This window comes from Streptomyces achromogenes (genome assembly GCF_030816715.1).
GTDB lineage: Bacteria > Actinomycetota > Actinomycetes > Streptomycetales > Streptomycetaceae > Streptomyces > Streptomyces achromogenes_A.
In genome coordinates this window covers 4528301-4542569 of the sequence record NZ_JAUSYH010000001.1, presented here as the reverse complement: position 1 = coordinate 4542569, position 14269 = coordinate 4528301, and the positions used below count along the sequence as shown (strand labels likewise).

12 protein-coding genes and 1 tRNA gene are annotated in these 14269 nt (G+C 69.3%); 7 read left to right on the top strand and 6 right to left on the bottom strand.

From position 1 onward, the window contains the following. Positions 1–2: 2 nt before the first annotated feature. Both QF032_RS20385 and QF032_RS20380 read right to left on the bottom strand, forming a co-directional pair. Positions 3–1454, bottom strand: a complete 1452-nt coding sequence (locus QF032_RS20385; protein WP_307056946.1) for a DUF2252 domain-containing protein — start codon at positions 1452–1454, stop codon at positions 3–5. A 556-nt stretch (positions 1455–2010) separates the two neighbouring features. Then, a tRNA-Leu gene (locus tag QF032_RS20380) sits at positions 2011–2097 on the bottom strand. Between the two features lie 461 nt (positions 2098–2558). Between QF032_RS20380 and QF032_RS20375 the strand changes: the two genes are divergently transcribed. From QF032_RS20375 to QF032_RS20345, 7 genes are all read left to right on the top strand, one after another. Next, on the top strand, positions 2559–3446 hold the full coding sequence (locus tag QF032_RS20375; protein WP_307044543.1) for an FhaA domain-containing protein: 888 nt from the start codon (positions 2559–2561) through the stop codon (positions 3444–3446). 10 nt (positions 3447–3456) lie between these two features. Next, on the top strand, positions 3457–3975 hold the full coding sequence (locus tag QF032_RS20370; protein WP_057576678.1) for an FHA domain-containing protein FhaB/FipA: 519 nt from the start codon (positions 3457–3459) through the stop codon (positions 3973–3975). A 140-nt stretch (positions 3976–4115) separates the two neighbouring features. Next, complete coding sequence (locus tag QF032_RS20365) at positions 4116–5687, top strand: Stp1/IreP family PP2C-type Ser/Thr phosphatase (protein ID WP_307060316.1); 1572 nt, start codon at positions 4116–4118, stop codon at positions 5685–5687. Positions 5688–5714: 27 nt separating this feature from the next. Beyond that, positions 5715–7157 carry an FtsW/RodA/SpoVE family cell cycle protein gene (locus tag QF032_RS20360; RefSeq protein WP_307056944.1) on the top strand — a complete coding sequence of 481 codons (1443 nt, stop codon included), beginning with the start codon at positions 5715–5717 and terminating at the stop codon, positions 7155–7157. Then, positions 7154–8620 (top strand): peptidoglycan D,D-transpeptidase FtsI family protein, encoded by a 1467-nt coding sequence (locus QF032_RS20355; protein ID WP_307044537.1) that lies wholly within the window; start codon positions 7154–7156, stop codon positions 8618–8620. The genes QF032_RS20360 and QF032_RS20355 overlap by 4 nt, the downstream gene beginning before the upstream one ends. Before the next feature lie 169 nt (positions 8621–8789). Further along, positions 8790–10766 (top strand): Stk1 family PASTA domain-containing Ser/Thr kinase, encoded by a 1977-nt coding sequence (pknB, locus tag QF032_RS20350; protein WP_307056942.1) that lies wholly within the window; start codon positions 8790–8792, stop codon positions 10764–10766. Between the two features lie 139 nt (positions 10767–10905). Further along, positions 10906–11565, top strand: a complete 660-nt coding sequence (locus QF032_RS20345) for a restriction endonuclease (protein WP_307056940.1) — start codon at positions 10906–10908, stop codon at positions 11563–11565. On the opposite strand, the gene QF032_RS20340 is transcribed toward QF032_RS20345, so the two are convergent. The 4 genes from QF032_RS20340 to QF032_RS20325 form a co-directional block, all read right to left on the bottom strand. After that, the gene (locus QF032_RS20340) at positions 11558–12310 is read right to left on the bottom strand and encodes a class E sortase (RefSeq protein WP_373430483.1); all 753 of its coding nucleotides are present in this window, start codon (positions 12308–12310) and stop codon (positions 11558–11560) included. The genes QF032_RS20345 and QF032_RS20340 overlap by 8 nt on opposite strands. A 69-nt stretch (positions 12311–12379) precedes the next feature. After that, on the bottom strand, positions 12380–13435 hold the full coding sequence (locus QF032_RS20335; protein ID WP_307056936.1) for a class E sortase: 1056 nt from the start codon (positions 13433–13435) through the stop codon (positions 12380–12382). Beyond that, positions 13432–14070: an aminodeoxychorismate/anthranilate synthase component II gene (locus QF032_RS20330; protein ID WP_307056934.1), complete on the bottom strand. Its 639-nt coding sequence runs from the start codon at positions 14068–14070 to the stop codon at positions 13432–13434. Before QF032_RS20330 ends, QF032_RS20335 begins: the two co-directional genes overlap by 4 nt. Continuing rightward, entirely contained in the window at positions 14067–14264 is a 198-nt protein-coding gene (locus QF032_RS20325; RefSeq protein WP_173985540.1) for a hypothetical protein, read from the bottom strand. Before QF032_RS20325 ends, QF032_RS20330 begins: the two co-directional genes overlap by 4 nt. Positions 14265–14269: the final 5 nt, after the last annotated feature.

Here is a 14269-nt window from a genome sequence, read left to right as displayed (position 1 = left end):
TGTCACACCCCCGTCTCGGCCGCGATCCGCCCCGCCCGTACCGCCGCGACGAGTTCCGTGTGGTCCGCCTCGGTTCGGTCGGCGTAGGCGAGGGCGAACCCGGCGATCGCCTCGTCGAGCTCCTCGTTCTTGCCGCAGTAGCCGGCGACGACGCGCGGGTCGGCACTGTGGGAGTGGGCGCGGGCCAGCAGCGCGCCGGTCATGCGGCCGTAGTCGTCGATCTGGTCGGCGGCGAGGGCGGCCGGGTCCACGCTCCCCTTGCGGTTGCGGAACTGCCGTACCTGGAAGGGGCGTTCCTCGACGGTCGTCCAGCCCAGCAGGACATCGCTGACGACCTGCATGCGCTTCTGGCCGATCACCACCCGGCGGCCCTCGTGGTCCACCTCCGGCGTCTCGAAGCCGGCGGTCCGCAGGTGCGGAACGAGCGCCGAGGCGCGGGCCTCCTTCACCTGGAGGACCAGGGGCTCGCCGCGGTGATCGAGCAGCAGCACCACGTAGGACCTCGTCCCCACGCTGCCCGTGCCCACGATGCGGAAGGCCACGTCGTGGATCGAGTGACGAGCGAGGAGAGGATGGCGGTCCTCGGACAGGGTGGTCAGGTAGTGCTCCAGGGACGCGGCCACCGCCGCGGCCTCGGCGTCCGGGACCCGGCGCAGCACCGGCGCCGCGTCGACGAAGCGCCGGCCGCCGTCCTCCGTCGGTTCGGTCGACTTGGCGGCGAACCGCCCGCTGGTGTTGGCCCGCGCCTTCTCCGACACCCGTTCCAGGGTGCCCAGCAGGTCGTGGGCATCGGCGTGCGAGACGAGCTCTTCGTCGGCGATGGCGTTCCAGGCGTCCAGCACGGGCAGCTTGGCCAGGAGCCGCATGGTGCGGCGGTAGGAACCGGCCGCGCCGTGCGCCGCCCTGCGGCAGGTGTCCTCGTCCGCGCCGGCCTCACGGCCCGCCAGCACGAGGGAGGCGGCGAGGCGCTTGAGGTCCCACTCCCAGGGGCCGTCGACGGTCTCGTCGAAGTCGTTCAGGTCGATGACCAGTCCGCCCCGTGCGTCGCCGTACAGACCGAAGTTGGCGGCGTGGGCGTCTCCGCAGATCTGAGCGCGGATCCCGGTCATCGGGGTGCGGGCCAGGTCGTACGCCATGAGTCCCGCGGAGCCCCGCAGGAACGCGAACGGTGTGGCGGCCATCCGACCGACTCTTATGGGCGTCAGCTCGGCGATGCGGCCTCGGTTGGACTCCTCGACCGCGGCCACGGCGTCCGGCCGGGCGGCGTCCAGGTCGAGCCCGGCGTGCGCCGACCGCGGCACCATGCCGCGCAGTGCCCTGCCCGACTCCTTGGGGCCTTCCCCTTCGCCGGGCCGTACGTCGGACCGCTCGCCTCGGCGCACACCGGCCCATTCGGCGAACCCACGCACCCGGGGGATCCTGCGTGCTCCGACCGTTTCACTCGTCGGGGTCATCCCGGTCCTCCCGGTCGTCCCGCTTGCCCCGGTCCTGCCGCGCGTCCCGCTCGTTCCGGTCTCTGCACCACCGGTCCCGGTCATCATGACCGCCTCCCCCGCACCCATACGCCCAGCAGCTCTGTGACGAGCCCGACGAGGCGAACATCAACTTGTGCAGACCGTACAGCCGCTGGCTGAAAGTCGTCAGACCTTGTGGACAACTTCGAGATTGTGGACAACTGCCCTGCGACGGACACCGGGGGACACCCGCCGACAACCGGCACGTTTCACGTGAAACACTCTCCGCTTTTCGCCCGCGGCTGTGCCCGAGACCGCGCCCGCGGCTGTGCCCGAGACCGCGCCGCGAGGAGCCTGCGGAGACCGGCGGAGGCCTTCGGAGAGACCGGCGGAGCCGGCTCCCGCCCCACTCCCCACCCGCCGCACCCCTGAGACGTTCATCACACACGGTGAGCGGCCACTGACTCGCCCCGCAGTCTCCGGCTCGACCCTCTCAACCGTCGGGCCCGGAGAAACGCGAAAGTCCCGCAGGTCTGAGACCTGCGGGACTTTCGGCTGGTGCGCGAGGGGGGAGTTGAACCCCCACGCCCTTGCGGGCACTGGAACCTGAATCCAGCGCGTCTGCCTATTCCGCCACCCGCGCATTGGGTGTGTCTTCGGGTTTGTGGGCTTTTCGGCCTGTCGCCTTCCGACATGCAGAACATTAGCACGCGCGCCAGGGTGCGTTCACATCCCTTCCGGGCGGGCAGGGAGCAGGTGGGAGACCGTCGGGCGACCCCGTGCGATCGCGTACGTCTCCGCAAGGACTGGTTCACGTATCAACCTCGTACCTATGGCGGCCGTCTCCCCAGGAGCCGGACGAGGAGCACAGTCAGGTGCGGGACACTGGTCCCGGGCCGCCTCTACGATCCTGGACAGAAGCGAGCCTGTGCAGCAGGTGCGGAAGCGGGCCCTCGACACCTGTCGACGGGGCCGACAGGGGGAACCAGCCGATTCACCGGCGCGTGGATACGATCAGTAAGCAGTACAGGTAAGCAGCACCAGGCGAACAAACCAGGCAAGCAGTACGGCACGGGACAGCAGCCACGACGGAGGAGGTGCCCCATGGGAGTTCTGAAGAAGTTCGAGCAGCGTCTCGAGGGTCTGGTCAACGGCACCTTCGCCAAGGTCTTCAAGTCCGAGGTCCAGCCCGTCGAGATCGCCGGCGCTCTCCAGCGCGAGTGCGACAACAACGCCACGATCTGGAACCGGGACCGCACGGTCGTCCCCAACGACTTCATCGTGGAGCTGAGCACGCCGGACTACGAGCGGCTCAGCCCCTACTCCGGCCAGCTCGGCGACGAGCTGGCCGGCATGGTGCGCGACTACGCCAAGCAGCAGCGCTACACCTTCATGGGGCCGATCAAGGTCAACCTGGAGAAGGCGGACGACCTCGACACGGGTCTGTACCGGGTGCGCAGCCGTACGCTCGCCTCGTCCAGCAGCCAGGCGCCGGCAGAGCCGGCCGCCGGCGGCCGACAGCGCTCCGGCGGACCGGGCGGCGCCGCCTATCCCGGCGCCGGCGCGGCAGGCGCTCCGCCGATGCCCTCCGCACCGCCGCCCGGCGCTCCCGGAGCCCGTCCCGGCGGCTACGGCTACCCGCCCGCCGCCGGCGCACAGCGTCCCGGCGCGGCAGGCGGCGGCCTGGCCGGGGCTCCGCAGCCCGGGTCACGCACCCGCCACTGGATCGAGATCAACGGCGCACGCCACCAGATCTCCCGCGCGACGCTCGTGCTGGGCCGCAGCACCGAGGCCGACGTGCGGATCGACGACCCCGGCGTCTCCCGCCGGCACTGCGAGATCCGGACCGGTTCGCCCTCGACGATCCAGGATCTCGGCTCCACCAACGGCATCGTGGTGGACGGGCAGCACACCACCCGCGCTACGCTCCGCGACGGCTCGCGGATCGTCGTGGGCAGCACCACCATCATTTACCGGCAAGCCGAAGGGTGAAGCGGGGGCAATGTCAGAGCTGACCCTCACGGTCATGCGGCTGGGTTTCCTGGCCGTACTGTGGCTGTTCGTGATCGTGGCCGTGCAGGTCATCCGCAGCGACCTGTTCGGTACGCGTGTCACCCAGCGCGGTTCGCGCCGGGAGGCCGGGCGGGCGCAACAGCAGGCCCAGCGCCAGCAGGCGCCACCGCAGCAGCGCCAGCAGCCCGCCGCCGCGGGCCGCACGCGTCGCAACGCACCGACGAAGCTGGTGGTGTCCGAGGGCATCCTCACCGGCACGACCGTCGCGCTCCAGGGCCAGACCATCACGCTGGGCCGGGCGCACGACAGCACGATCGTGCTGGACGACGACTACGCCTCCAGCCGCCATGCCAGGATCTATCCGGACCGCGACGGCCAGTGGATCGTCGAGGACCTGGGCTCCACCAACGGCACGTACCTCGACCGATCGCGGCTGACGACTCCCACACCGATTCCGCTGGGCGCGCCGATCCGTATCGGCAAGACCGTCATCGAGCTTCGGAAGTAGTGCTGCATCATGAGTGAGCGCGAGCGGAGCGAGCACACGGCGGCGGCCGGCACTCAGGGCCCCGGTGTGCTCCCGACCGGAGGGTGGGCAGTGTGGCTCGACACGACCGGCTGTACCCGGAGCCGACGGGCGAGGTGCGCATGAGTCTGTCACTGCGTTTCGCCGCCGGATCGCACAAGGGCATGATCCGGGAGGGCAACGAGGACTCCGGTTACGCCGGTCCGCGACTGCTCGCCATCGCCGACGGCATGGGCGGCGCCGCCGCCGGTGAGGTCGCCTCCTCTGAGGCCATCTCCACCATCGTCGCCCTCGACGACGACGTGCCCGGCTCCGACGTCCTGACCTCGCTCGGCACGGCCGTCCAGCGGGCCAACGACCAGCTGCGCTCGCTGGTCGAGGAGGACCCCCAGCTCGAGGGCATGGGCACCACGCTCACCGCCCTGCTGTGGACCGGTCAGCGTCTCGGTCTCGTCCACGTCGGCGACTCGCGCGCGTACCTGCTGCGGGACGGCGTGCTGACGCAGATCACGCAAGACCACACCTGGGTGCAGCGTCTGGTCGACGAGGGCCGCATCACGGAGGAAGAGGCCACCACCCACCCCCAGCGTTCGCTGCTGATGCGGGCGCTGGGCAGCGGTGAGCACGTGGAGCCGGACCTGTCGATCCGCGAGGTGCGGGCCGGCGACCGCTATCTGATCTGCTCCGACGGCCTGTCCGGCGTGGTGTCCCACCAGACGCTCGAGGACACCCTCGCCAGCTACCAGGGCCCGCAGGAGACCGTGCAGGAGCTGATCCAGCTCGCGCTGCGCGGCGGGGGCCCCGACAACATCACGGTGATCGTCGCCGACGTCCTCGACCTGGACACCGGGGACACGCTCGCCGGGCAGCTGTCCGACACCCCGGTCGTGGTCGGCGCGGTCGCAGAGAACCAGCTCCAGCTGCACGACAACGGCATCATGCAGACCCCGGCAGGCCGCGCCTCGGGGCTCGGCCGCAGGCAGCAGGGCCACGGCGGGGGCGGCCAGTTCGGCCCGCCCGGCTCCGGCGGCGACATCACGGGCTTCATCCCCACCGACGGCTTCGGCGACTACACCGACGACGACTTCGTCAAGCCGCGCAAGGGCCGCCGGTGGCTGAAGAGATCCTTCTACGGGGTGCTCGCGCTCGCCGTCATCGGCGGCGGTCTGTACGGCGGCTACCGCTGGACGCAGACGCAGTACTACGTCGGCACCAGCGGCGAGCACGTCGCCCTGTACCGCGGCATCAGCCAGGATCTGGCGTGGGTGTCGTTGTCGAAGGTGGAGAAGGAACACCCCGAGATCGAACTCAAGTACCTCCCGCAGTACCAGCAGAAGCTGGTCGAGGCGACGATCGCCGAGGGCAGTCTGCCGAACGCCCAGAAGAAGATCGACGAGCTGGCCGTCCAGGCTTCCGCGTGCAAGAAGCAGGCGGGCGGCACCGCCGCGGGCGCCACCGGTTCACAGACCGCCTCGAAGCCCGGTTCCAAGACCGGTTCGAAGACCGGTTCGAAGACCGCCGAGGGCCAGGGGGGCGCCACCACGGGAACCGCCTCCGTCTCCCTCACGTCCAAGGCATCGCCGAGCCCCTCGGCAACCGCGTCCCCGTCCGCACCCGCGACCCCCACTCCCACCCCCGGTCCGAGCCTTTCGGAGGAGGAGCAGAAGGTCGTCTCGCGGTGCGGTGAGCAGTAGGCAAGCCGTGAGAGGCCCCGTCACACGATGAGCAGTACTACCAACTCGCCGACGCATCACACGTCCACGATCGGCTCGATCGGCACACCGAGCCGGCGCAACACCGAGCTCGCGCTGCTGGTGTTCGCCGTCGTCATCCCGGTGTTCGCCTATGCCAACGTGGGCCTGGCGATCAACGAGCAGGTGCCGTCCGGGCTGCTGAGCTACGGGCTCGGGCTCGGTCTGCTGGCCGGCGTCGCGCATCTCGTCGTCCGCAAGTTCGCGCCGTACGCCGACCCGCTGCTGCTGCCGCTGGCGACGCTGCTGAACGGGCTGGGGCTGGTCGCCATCTGGCGGCTCGACCAGTCCAAGCTGCTGAAGCGGATCGAGCAGGCGGGCACGGCCGCGCCGCGGCAGCTGCTGTACACGGCGATGGGCATCGCACTGTTCGTCGTGGTGCTGATCTTCCTCAAGGACCACCGCGTCCTCCAGCGCTACACCTACATCTCCATGGTCGGCGCGATCTTCCTGCTGCTGCTGCCGCTCGTGCCGGGCCTCGGGCAGAACATCTACGGCGCCAAGATCTGGATCTCGGTGGCCGGTTTCTCCATCCAGCCCGGTGAGTTCGCCAAGATCGTGCTGGCGATCTTCTTCGCCGGTTATCTGATGGTGAAACGCGACGCGCTGGCCCTCGCCAGCCGCCGCGTCCTCGGCCTGTACCTGCCGCGCGGCCGCGACCTCGGCCCGATCATCGTCGTCTGGATCATCTCGATCCTGATCCTGGTCTTCGAGACGGACCTCGGCACCTCGCTGCTGTTCTTCGGAATGTTCGTCATCATGCTGTACGTCGCCACGGAGCGGACCAGCTGGATCGTCTTCGGTCTACTGATGTCCGCGGCCGGCGCGGTCGGCGTGGCCAGCTTCGAGAGCCACGTCCAGCAGCGTGTGCAGGCCTGGCTCGACCCGATGCGCGAGTACAAGCTCAGTCAGTCCAACGCTCCCGGCATCCACTCCGAGCAGGCCATGCAGGCCCTGTGGGCGTTCGGCTCCGGCGGCACGCTGGGCACCGGCTGGGGCCAGGGCCACTCTGAGCTGATCCGGTTCGCGGCCAACTCCGACTTCATCCTCGCCACCTTCGGCGAGGAGCTCGGCCTGGCCGGCATCATGGCGCTGCTGCTGCTGTACGGGCTGATCGTCGAGCGCGGCGTGCGCACCGCCCTCGCCGCCCGTGACCCCTTCGGCAAGCTGCTCGCCATCGGCCTCTCCGGCGCGTTCGCCCTGCAGGTGTTCGTCGTCGCCGGCGGTGTGATGGGGCTCATCCCGCTGACCGGTATGACGATGCCGTTCCTCGCGTACGGCGGTTCGTCCGTCATCGCCAACTGGGCCCTGATCGGCATCCTGATCAGGATCAGCGACACCGCGCGCCGTCCGGCGCCCGCCCCCGCCTCCACCCCCGACGCCGAGATGACCCAGGTGGTTCGCCCGTCATGAACAAGCCCCTGCGCCGGATCGCGATCTTCTGCGGCCTCCTGGTCCTCACCCTGCTGCTGCGGGACAACTACCTGCAGTACGTCAAGGCGGACAGCCTCGCGAGCGACACCAAGAACCGCCGCGTCAACATCACGCGGTACGCCACCCCGCGCGGCGACATCATCGTCGACGGCAAGGCGATCACCGGTTCGGTGGAGACCACCGGCGACTACAAGTACAAGCGCACCTGGACCAACGGCGCGATGTGGGCGCCGGTCACCGGGTACTCCTCGCAGGCCTTCGGCGCCAACCAGCTGGAGAAGCTGGAGGACGGCATCCTCAGCGGCAACGACGACCGGCTGTTCTTCCGCAACACCCTGGACATGATCACGGGCAAGGAGAAGGAGGGCGGCAGCGTCGTCACCACCCTCAACGCCGCCGCGCAGAAGGCCGCCTACCAGGGCCTGGGCGACAAGAAGGGCGCGGTCGCCGCGATCGAGCCGTCCACCGGCAAGATCCTGGCGCTGGTCTCGACGCCGTCGTACGACCCCTCGAAGTTCGCCGGGTCCTCCGACAAGGACGCCGAGGAGTGGAAAAAGGTCCAGAAGAAGAACAACCCCGACGACCCGATGCTCAACCGCGCGCTGCGGGAGACCTACCCGCCCGGTTCCACGTTCAAGGTGGTCACGGCCGCCGCGGCGCTGGAGAACGGCGAGGTCGCGGACATCGACGACAAGACCGACACCCCGGACCCGTTCAAGCTGCCGCAGTCCTCGAGCAAGCTCACCAACGAGCACGGCGAGTGCAAGAACGCCACCCTGCGCTACGCGCTCATGGTGTCCTGCAACACCGTCTTCGCGAAGATGTCCGACAACGTCGGCAACGAGAAGATGATCGAGCAGGCGGCCAAGTTCGGCTTCAACGAGGCCGAGCTGGACACCCCGGTGCGCGCCGCCGAGTCGATCTACCCCAAGGACAACCCCCCGCAGAACGCGCTGGACGGCATCGGCCAGGGCTCCAACCGGGCCACCCCGCTGCAGATGGCCATGGTCGCCTCGGCGGTCGCCAACGACGGCAAGCTGATGAAGCCGTACATGGTGGACCAGATCTGGGCGAAACTGGACCCGCTGGAGACCACGAAGCCCCAGCAGCTGTCGCAGGCCGTCTCGGCGAAGACCGCGCAGGCCCTCCAGAAGATGATGGAGACGGTCGTCGAGGACGCGAACGGCACCGGCGGCAAGGCCAAGATCGACGGCGTGAAGGTCGGCGGCAAGACCGGTACCGCCCAGCACGGCCTCAACAACAGTGAGAAGCCGTACGCCTGGTTCATCTCGTACGCCAAGCTGTCCGACGGCAGCGCGCCGGTCGCCGTCGCCGTCGTCGTCGAGGACGGCGCGGCCGACCGCGGCGACATCACCGGCGGCGGTCTCGCCGGCCCGATCGCAAGGGACGTGATGAAGGCAGTCATCGGCAACAAGAAGTGACCCCCATCACGTCGCCTACACATCGGTGCACGTTGCGATACCGGTCTCGTATCGGGTGACGGGCTTGGCCAGGTCACACAGCTCCGTCCGGGTACGGTATGCCCGGACGGCAGCCTCCGTCCGCACATGTGTGCCGGGCGGGACCGACGGAGAGGGCTGGTAGGTAGCTATGGAAGAGCCGCGTCGCCTCGGCGGCCGGTACGAGCTGGGCCACGTGCTCGGCCGTGGTGGCATGGCCGAGGTCTACCTCGCGCATGACACCCGCCTCGGCCGCACCGTGGCGGTGAAGACGCTGCGCGCGGACCTCGCGCGCGACCCTTCCTTCCAGGCCCGGTTCCGCCGGGAGGCCCAGTCTGCCGCCTCGCTCAACCACCCCGCGATCGTGGCGGTGTACGACACGGGCGAGGACTACATCGGCGAGGTGTCCATCCCGTACATCGTCATGGAGTACGTCGACGGGTCCACGCTCCGCGAGCTGCTCCACTCCGGCCGCAAGCTGCTGCCGGAGCGGACGCTGGAGATGACCATCGGCATCCTCCAGGCGCTGGAGTACTCGCACAGAGCCGGCATCGTCCACCGTGACATCAAGCCGGCGAACGTCATGCTGACGCGCAACGGCCAGGTCAAGGTCATGGACTTCGGCATCGCCCGCGCCATGGGCGACTCCGGCATGACGATGACGCAGACGTCGGCGGTCATCGGCACGGCGCAGTACCTCTCGCCGGAGCAGGCCAAGGGCGAGCAGGTCGACGCCCGCTCCGACCTGTACTCCACCGGCTGTCTGCTCTACGAGCTGCTGACGGTGCGGCCGCCGTTCGTCGGGGACTCCCCGGTCGCGGTGGCCTACCAGCACGTCCGGGAGGAGCCGCAGCCGCCGAGCGTCTTCGACCCCGAGATCACCCCCGAGATGGACGCGATCGTCCTGCGGGCGCTGGTCAAGGACCCGAACTACCGCTACCAGTCCGCCGACGAGATGCGCCTGGACATCGAGGCCTGCCTCGACGGCCAGCCGGTCGCCGCCACGGCCGCGATGGGCTCGGTCGGCTACGGCGGGTACGGCGACGGCCACGCGACGACGGCGATGCGCCCGGCGGACGCCGGCGCCACGTCGATGCTGCCGCCCATGAACCCGGACGACGGCGGCTACGGCTACGACGACCGGCCCGACCGGCGCCGCCAGAAGAAGTCGAACACCTCGACGATCCTGCTGGTCGTCGCCGCGGTGCTGGTGCTGGTGGGCGCGGTCCTGATCGGCAAGTGGGTGGTCAGCGACGGCGCCGCGGACAAACCGTTCGCGGTCCCGAACTTCGTCGGACAGACCCTGGACCGCGCCAAGACGATGGCCGGCAACGTGGAACTGACGGTGCAGAGCACCGAAGCCGCCTGCGAGAACCAGCCCAAGGGCAGCATCTGCACGCAGGACCCGGTGGTCGGCAAGAACGTCAACAAGGGCGACACCGTCAAGCTCGTCGTCTCCACCGGCGCTCCGAAGGTGGTCGTCCCGACCGTCCTCGGCAAGAGCGTGGACGAGGCGAAGAAGATCCTGGACAGCGACCAGTACCAGTTCAACGTCGAGACGAAGGAAGAGGTGTCCACCGAGGAGGCGGGCACCGTCACGGAACAAAACCCCAGGCTCGGCGCGCAGGTGGAGAAGGGCGCCACCATCACCCTCACCATCGCCAAGGCCGAGGAGAAGTCCACCGTCCCCGACGTCTCCAACAAGAGCTGTGACGAGGCCAAGGCCCAGATGGAGCAGAACGGCCTCAAGGGCGACTGCGTGGAGGTCGACACCCAGGACCAGAACCAGGTCGGCAAGGTCATCCAGACCGTGCCGTCGATCGGCTCCCAGGCCGACAAGGGCTCCAAGGTCCAGATCCAGATCGGCAAGAGCACCCAGACCCAGGTGCCGGGCAACCTCCAGGGCATGTCCCTGAAGGACGCCAAGAAGGCGCTGCGGGACGCCGGCCTGAACGTCGGCAACATCGCCGGTTCCCAGGACGACGACGCCCAGGTCATCAACTCCGACCCGGCCCCCGGCAGCACGGTCAACAGGGGGCAGACGGTCAACCTGGTCGCCTTCAAGAACGGCAACAACAACGGCGGCAACAACGACGGCGGCGGCTTCTTCGGCGGAGCCGGCGGCTAGCCGAACGGAGAAACGCAGAGCGCGGGCCCCGCCGGTCGAGTTCCGGCGGGGCCCGCGCTCGGTTCTCCGACGGTCGAACGCTCGAACTCACGCTCATCAAACGATCGTGTCTTCACTTATGCCGACTCGTTTACCGGGCATGATCAACGAAACGGTGCTGCTGGAATCCAAGTCCCTGCGCGCGAGCGTGCGGGAGCGGACCGAGGTCCTGGACCGGGTGAAGGCCCTGTCGCTGCTGCCGGACGGGACGCATGTGACGACGGCGATGGTGGCGGCGTATTTTCAGGTGGGCATCAAAGCCGTCGAGTCCTTGGTTCTCGACCACCGGGACGAACTGACCGCCAGTGGCTACCGCGTTTTGACAGGTACGGAACTGACCTCCTTCAAGGAGGTCTGTCAGATCCAGTCCCGGTCACGAGCTTTCGCCCTCTTCCCCCGCCGGGCCGTCCTCAACGTCGCGATGCTGCTCAGGGACAGCGAAGTCGCACGTCAGGTGCGTGTGTACCTGCTGGACATGGAGGCCCAGGTCCGCGCACACCCTGTGGAAAACTCCGTCAGGAAGAGCGGCACCTCGCTGGACAGCCTCATCGACGACCGTATCGACGAGCGCATCGCCCACATTCTCGGCAAGACCGTCGTCCCTCTGTTCAACGCCCTGATCGAGGCGTCGGGCGAGCACCGCGGAGAGTTGATCGCCCTGCGCGCGGACGTGCAGGGTGTGGAGAACCGGCTGCGTCAGCACCGTGCCCGGCTGCGGAGGCTGGAGATCCGCAGCCCTCGGGGGGCCTCGGTCAGGTGAGTTCCTTCGGGGGGGTCCGGTTCGCGTCGACCTTCTCGACCCGCACCAGCTCCCCCCACACCACGTACCGGTACCGGGACGTGTACACGGGCGTGCAGGTCGTCAGAGTGATGTAGTGGCCCGCCTTCGTCTTGCCGGACTCCTTGGGGACCTGGGCGAGGACCTGCACGTTGAACTTCGAGGTTTCGTCGAGGATGTCGTACACCTTGTAGACGTACCACTTGTCCTTCGTCTCGAAGACGATCGGGTCGCCCTTCTCCAGCTTGTCGATGTTGTGGAACTTCGCGCCGTGGCCGTCGCGGTGGGCGGCGAGGGTGAAGTTGCCCTTCTTGCCCGTCATCGGCAGCGTCGCCTTGCTCGGGTCCGTGTAGTAGCCGGCGACGCCCTCGTTGAGGATCTTCGACGAGGTGCCCTTGGCCACCAGCACCTCCCCGTTCCGCATCGCCGGGACGTGCAGGAAGCCGATGCCGTCCTTGGTGTCGAGCGCCCCGGGGCCGGTGTCCTCCTGTGCCCAGGTGTCGCGCACCCTGTCGCCCTGCCGGTCCGCGTGCCGGTCGGCGACGACGTTGGTCCACCAAAGGGAGTAGACGACGAACAGGCCGAGCACCAGCCCGACCGTGATGAGGAGTTCCCCGAAGACGCTGACGGCCAGGGCGACGCGTCCGCCTCTGCGTCGCGGCGGGGGCCCGGACGCGTCCCCGCGCGCGTGCTGTTCGTGCTCGGTGTCGCCGGTGGTCGCTGCCACGTTCATCTGCCCCTACTCGCTGCACACCTGAGGACCGCACCCGGGGCGCACGCCTACCGGACCGCACGTCTATTCGACGAGTGCGTCCGGCTTGCCCTTGCTGCGCGGCCGTTCCTCGACCATCTTGCCCCAGACGATCAAGCGGTACTTGCTGGTGAACTCCGGCGTGCAGGTGGTGAGGGTGATGTACCGGCCCGGCCCGGTGAGCCCGGAGCCCGGCGGCACCGGATCGAGGACGCTGGTGTTGCTCGGCGCGGTCACCGGCAGCGTCGACGTCATCTTGTAGACGAAGTACTCGTTCTGCGTCTCCACGACGATGGCGTCACCCGCCTGCAGCCTGTTGATGTACCGGAACGGCTCGCCGTGCGTGTTGCGGTGGCCCGCGAGCCCGAAGTTCCCGGTCTTCGCGTCGGGCATCGCCGTCGCCAGCGGAGCCTCGCCGTAGTGGCCGACCATGCCCTTGTCGAGGACCTTCTTGTTGCTGACGCCCTCGGCGATCGGCACCACGACGTCCAGCTTGGGGATGTGCAGGATGGCGAAGCCCTGTCCCGGCGAGAACGCGCCGGGAGCGCGCTTGCCGCTGGCCCAGTCGTCCTGGAGGCTGCTCGCCTCCCGGTCCGCCTGCGCGTGGGCCCGCACGTTCGTCCACCACAGCTGGTAGGTCACGAAGAGCAGCATCAGCACGCCCGTGGTGATGAACACCTCGCCGACCGCCCGGCTGGCGACCACCGCCGGGCTGGGCTTGCGTGCCCGCTCCCGGCGGCGCGCCTCGACGCGTGACAGCGGCCGCTCGTCCTGCGCGGGCGCGTCGGACCCGTTGTGCGACTCGGAGGCCTCACCCGGACCGCCATGACGCCCACGGCGCCCCTTGGCGGCCTTCCTGCGGGCCGCTCGGCCGCCCGCAGGGGTTCCGGGGGGCGGAGGGCCGGCCGGGCCGCCAGAGGCGGGTACGGGCCCGCGGCCGAACGCGGCCGGCGGCGGTATCCGCAGCGCCACCGTCTCCTCGTCGGCGGGCGGCGGGTACGCCTGCTCCGCGTAGGGGTCGCCGCCGTACGGATCACCGCCGAAGGACTCGTACGACGCGGCGCCGTACGAGTCCTCGCGCTCGGGCCGCAGCGCGGTCACGCCGTGGCCCTGCCCACCACCGGGGCGAGCCCCGCCGACCTCGCCACCGCGCCCTCGTCGCCGCACTCCACCAGCCAGTTGGCGAGCATCCGGTGCCCGTGCTCGGTCAGCACCGACTCCGGGTGGAACTGCACGCCCTCGACGGACAGTTCCCGGTGACGCAGACCCATGATGATGCCGTCGTGGGTGCGGGCGGTGACCTCGAGCTCGGCGGGCACCGTCCCCGGCTCGGCGGCCAGCGAGTGGTAGCGGGTCGCGGTGAACGGCGACGGCAGACCGGCGAAGACACCCCTGCCCTCGTGCTCCACCGGCGAGGTCTTGCCGTGCAGCAGCTCCGGGGCACGGTTCACGACCCCGCCGTACGCCACCTGCATCGACTGCATGCCCAGGCAGACGCCGAAGACGGGGACGCCGGTGTCCGCACAGTGGCGGACCATCTCGACGCAGACACCCGCCTCCTCGGGCGTGCCGGGCCCGGGGGACAGCAGGACGCCGTCGAAGCCGTCCTGGGCGTGGGCCGTGGAGACGTCGTCGTTGCGCAGGACCTCGCACTCGGCGCCCAGCTGGTACAGGTACTGGACCAGGTTGAAGACGAAGCTGTCGTAGTTGTCGACGACGAGAATGCGCGCGCTCACTGGTTGTCCACCGTCACATCGTTGAAGGGAAGCAGCGGTTCGGCCCACGGAAAGACGTACTGGAAGAGCGCGTACACCACGGCCGTCACCAGCACGATCGAGATCAGCGCCTTCAGCCACGCGTTTCCCGGCAGATGCCGCCAGATCCAGCCGTACATGCCGTCCCTTCCGTCGCACCACGGCACCTGACTCACGCCGT

Coding starts and splice junctions, on each gene's coding strand:
- QF032_RS20385 (WP_307056946.1), bottom strand. CDS start 1,454: ATGACCCCGACGAGTGAAACGGTCGGAGCACGCAGGATCCCCCGGGTG.
- QF032_RS20375 (WP_307044543.1), top strand. CDS start 2,559: ATGGGAGTTCTGAAGAAGTTCGAGCAGCGTCTCGAGGGTCTGGTCAAC.
- QF032_RS20370 (WP_057576678.1), top strand. CDS start 3,457: ATGTCAGAGCTGACCCTCACGGTCATGCGGCTGGGTTTCCTGGCCGTA.
- QF032_RS20365 (WP_307060316.1), top strand. CDS start 4,116: ATGAGTCTGTCACTGCGTTTCGCCGCCGGATCGCACAAGGGCATGATC.
- QF032_RS20360 (WP_307056944.1), top strand. CDS start 5,715: ATGAGCAGTACTACCAACTCGCCGACGCATCACACGTCCACGATCGGC.
- QF032_RS20355 (WP_307044537.1), top strand. CDS start 7,154: ATGAACAAGCCCCTGCGCCGGATCGCGATCTTCTGCGGCCTCCTGGTC.
- pknB (WP_307056942.1), top strand. CDS start 8,790: ATGGAAGAGCCGCGTCGCCTCGGCGGCCGGTACGAGCTGGGCCACGTG.
- QF032_RS20345 (WP_307056940.1), top strand. CDS start 10,906: ATGATCAACGAAACGGTGCTGCTGGAATCCAAGTCCCTGCGCGCGAGC.